Raw genomic sequence first — 2,097 nt, 5'->3', positions numbered from 1 at the left:
GCCGCCATCTGGCACAACGACCAGACCGGACAACCGATCCACCGCTCACTGATCGCCTACGATCACTGACCCCTTGGAATAGATCATCTAGAGGATCACGTGCGGCAGGAAGCGGGCGTAGTCGTCCGTCACCAGGCCCGCCGACTCGCGGATGCCCAGGCCCGCCGGTTCCTCGCCCACCACCCAGGCGCCCAGCACCACCCGGTTGCCGTCGAAGTCGGGCAGCGGCGCGAACCCCTGGTAGCAGCACGGCTCTTCGCGCACGACCGGGGTGTGGCCGGGCTCGTGTACGACCACGCCCGCGCCCTCCCGGCCCAGCAGCGGCTTGCTGACGTAGCCCGTCGTACGGGACAGCTCTCTCGGGCCGTCCAGGTAGGCCGGGAGGAGGTTCGGGTGGCCCGGGTACAGCTCCCACAGGATCGCCAGCAGCGCCTTGTTGCTGAGCAGCATCTTCCAGGCGGGCTCGATCCACATCGTCGTGCCCGTGCCGCCGCCGTTGTCCAGGGTGTCGAGGACGTGCGGGGCGAAGGCGTCCGTGGTGAGCCACTCCCACGGGTAGAGCTTGAAGCAGGCGCGGATGAACCGGAGGGCGTTGTCGACGAAGCGGCCGGAGAGGGTGTCCCAGCCGATCTCCTCCATGGAGATCCAGTCGGTGTCGAGGCCCGCCTGTTCGGCCGTCTCCTTCAGGTACGCGACCGTCATCAGGTCCTCGCCCAGTTCGTCGGCCGAGGAGTGGGCGAAGTACAGCGGGGTGCCCGAGGGGAGCAGCCGGGCCTGCTCGCGCCAGGCCGCGACCAGGCGTTCGTGGAGGCTGTTCCACTGGTCGGCGCCCGGGAAGCGGTCCGCCATCCAGAACCACTGGGCGGAGGCGGCCTCCACCAGGGAGGTGGGGGTGTCCGCGTTGTACTCCAGGAGTCGGGCCGGGCCGGTACCGTCGTAGCGGAGGTCGAAACGGCCGTAGAGGGAGGGGAGTTCGGCGCGGCGGTGCCAGGAGTCGGTGACGGCCCGCACCACCCGGGGATCGGTGATGCCGAGGTCGGCGAAACGATTCGTCGCAACGATGCGGTCGGCCGCCGCCAGGCACATCGCATGCAGTTCCGCGACCGTCTCCTCCAGCGCCTCCACCTCGTCGAGGGTGAAGGCGTAGTAGGCGCTCTCGTCCCAGTACGGGCGCAGCACGCCGTCGGGGTGGCGGGTGAGGGGGTAGATCACACCCTGTTCCTCGACGGTCCGCTGCCAGCCGGGGCGGGGGTCGGCCGTACGGCGCTCCATGGGCCGCTCAGCCGCCGGAGCTGCCGTGGCCGTCGCCGAAGCCGCCGCGGTGGACGCCGTGGCCGCCGCTCGACGAACCGCCTGAGCCTCCACCGGACTTGGTGAACGAGCCGCCCCTGACCCAGCCACCCTTCTTCTTGCCGCCGTAGTAGTAGCCGGCGTCGACGGCGGACTTGGTGGAGGTGCAGTTCTTGTCGGAGACGACCCGGTAGCCCTTGGTGGCGCGGTAGCTGTCGCGGTCGACGCAGCGCTTGTCGGGGTCGGAGGAGCAGGCGGTCAGGGCGGCGGCCAGCAGGCCCATTCCGCCGAGGACGACCGTGCCCGAGCGTAGTTGACGGCGTACGTCTGCCATGTCCGTGCCCCCCGTGCTGCCCCGTGTTTCCCCTGTGCTGTCCGGCGACAGTTTAGACGAGCGGTTTCAGCCCCTCCCGGTTGTCATGTACGGGTAAGAAATACATGAGAAGACCTCGGAGATCCTGTCGGCGCGCCGAGTCGCCCGGATACCGTCCACTCTGCCTCTGAGTGAACGGTCGCCTTCGAATCTACGCGCGCAGACCGACCGACGCAGTACCCCCACACCCGCACCGCCATCCCTCTCTCCCATCCCCCACCGACGGAGGAATGACAGATGCCCGGCTTCGCCCTCTCGCGCCGGAAACTCACCACCGCCGCCACCGTGTTCGGCCTGCTCGCGGCCGGAGCCGCCGTGCAGGCGACCAGTGCCGCGACCCCCGCCCACGCGGCCACCACCTACCGTGTCCTGTTCGACGACGGCCACGCCGAGGAGGCCGGCAACGCGGACTGGATCATCTCCACCAGCAAGCC

The 2,097-nt window shown here is 69.6% G+C and carries 2 protein-coding genes and 1 pseudogene; 1 reads left to right on the top strand and 2 read right to left on the bottom strand.

The window, feature by feature from the left end; genetic code table 11:
• Positions 1–87: 87 nt before the first annotated feature.
• Both ACZ3KP_RS40925 and ACZ3KP_RS40920 read right to left on the bottom strand, forming a co-directional pair.
• Positions 88–1,272 carry a glutathionylspermidine synthase family protein gene (locus tag ACZ3KP_RS40925; protein ID WP_467506221.1) on the bottom strand — a complete coding sequence of 395 codons (1,185 nt, stop codon included), beginning with the start codon at positions 1,270–1,272 and terminating at the stop codon, positions 88–90.
• A 7-nt stretch (positions 1,273–1,279) separates the two neighbouring features.
• Entirely contained in the window at positions 1,280–1,624 is a 345-nt protein-coding gene (locus ACZ3KP_RS40920; protein WP_467506220.1) for a hypothetical protein, read from the bottom strand.
• Between the two features lie 276 nt (positions 1,625–1,900).
• On the opposite strand from ACZ3KP_RS40920, the pseudogene ACZ3KP_RS40915 reads away from it, so the two are divergent.
• Positions 1,901–2,097: pseudogene (locus tag ACZ3KP_RS40915) on the top strand (hydrolase); the annotation flags it as partial.

It is taken from the genome of Streptomyces sp. NPDC020958 (assembly GCF_055562175.1).
The sequence above is the reverse complement of the archived record's forward strand: the minus strand, read 5'-3'. Positions and strand labels throughout refer to the sequence as shown.

Coding starts and splice junctions, on each gene's coding strand:
- ACZ3KP_RS40925 (WP_467506221.1), bottom strand. CDS start 1,272: ATGGAGCGCCGTACGGCCGACCCCCGCCCCGGCTGGCAGCGGACCGTC.
- ACZ3KP_RS40920 (WP_467506220.1), bottom strand. CDS start 1,624: ATGGCAGACGTACGCCGTCAACTACGCTCGGGCACGGTCGTCCTCGGC.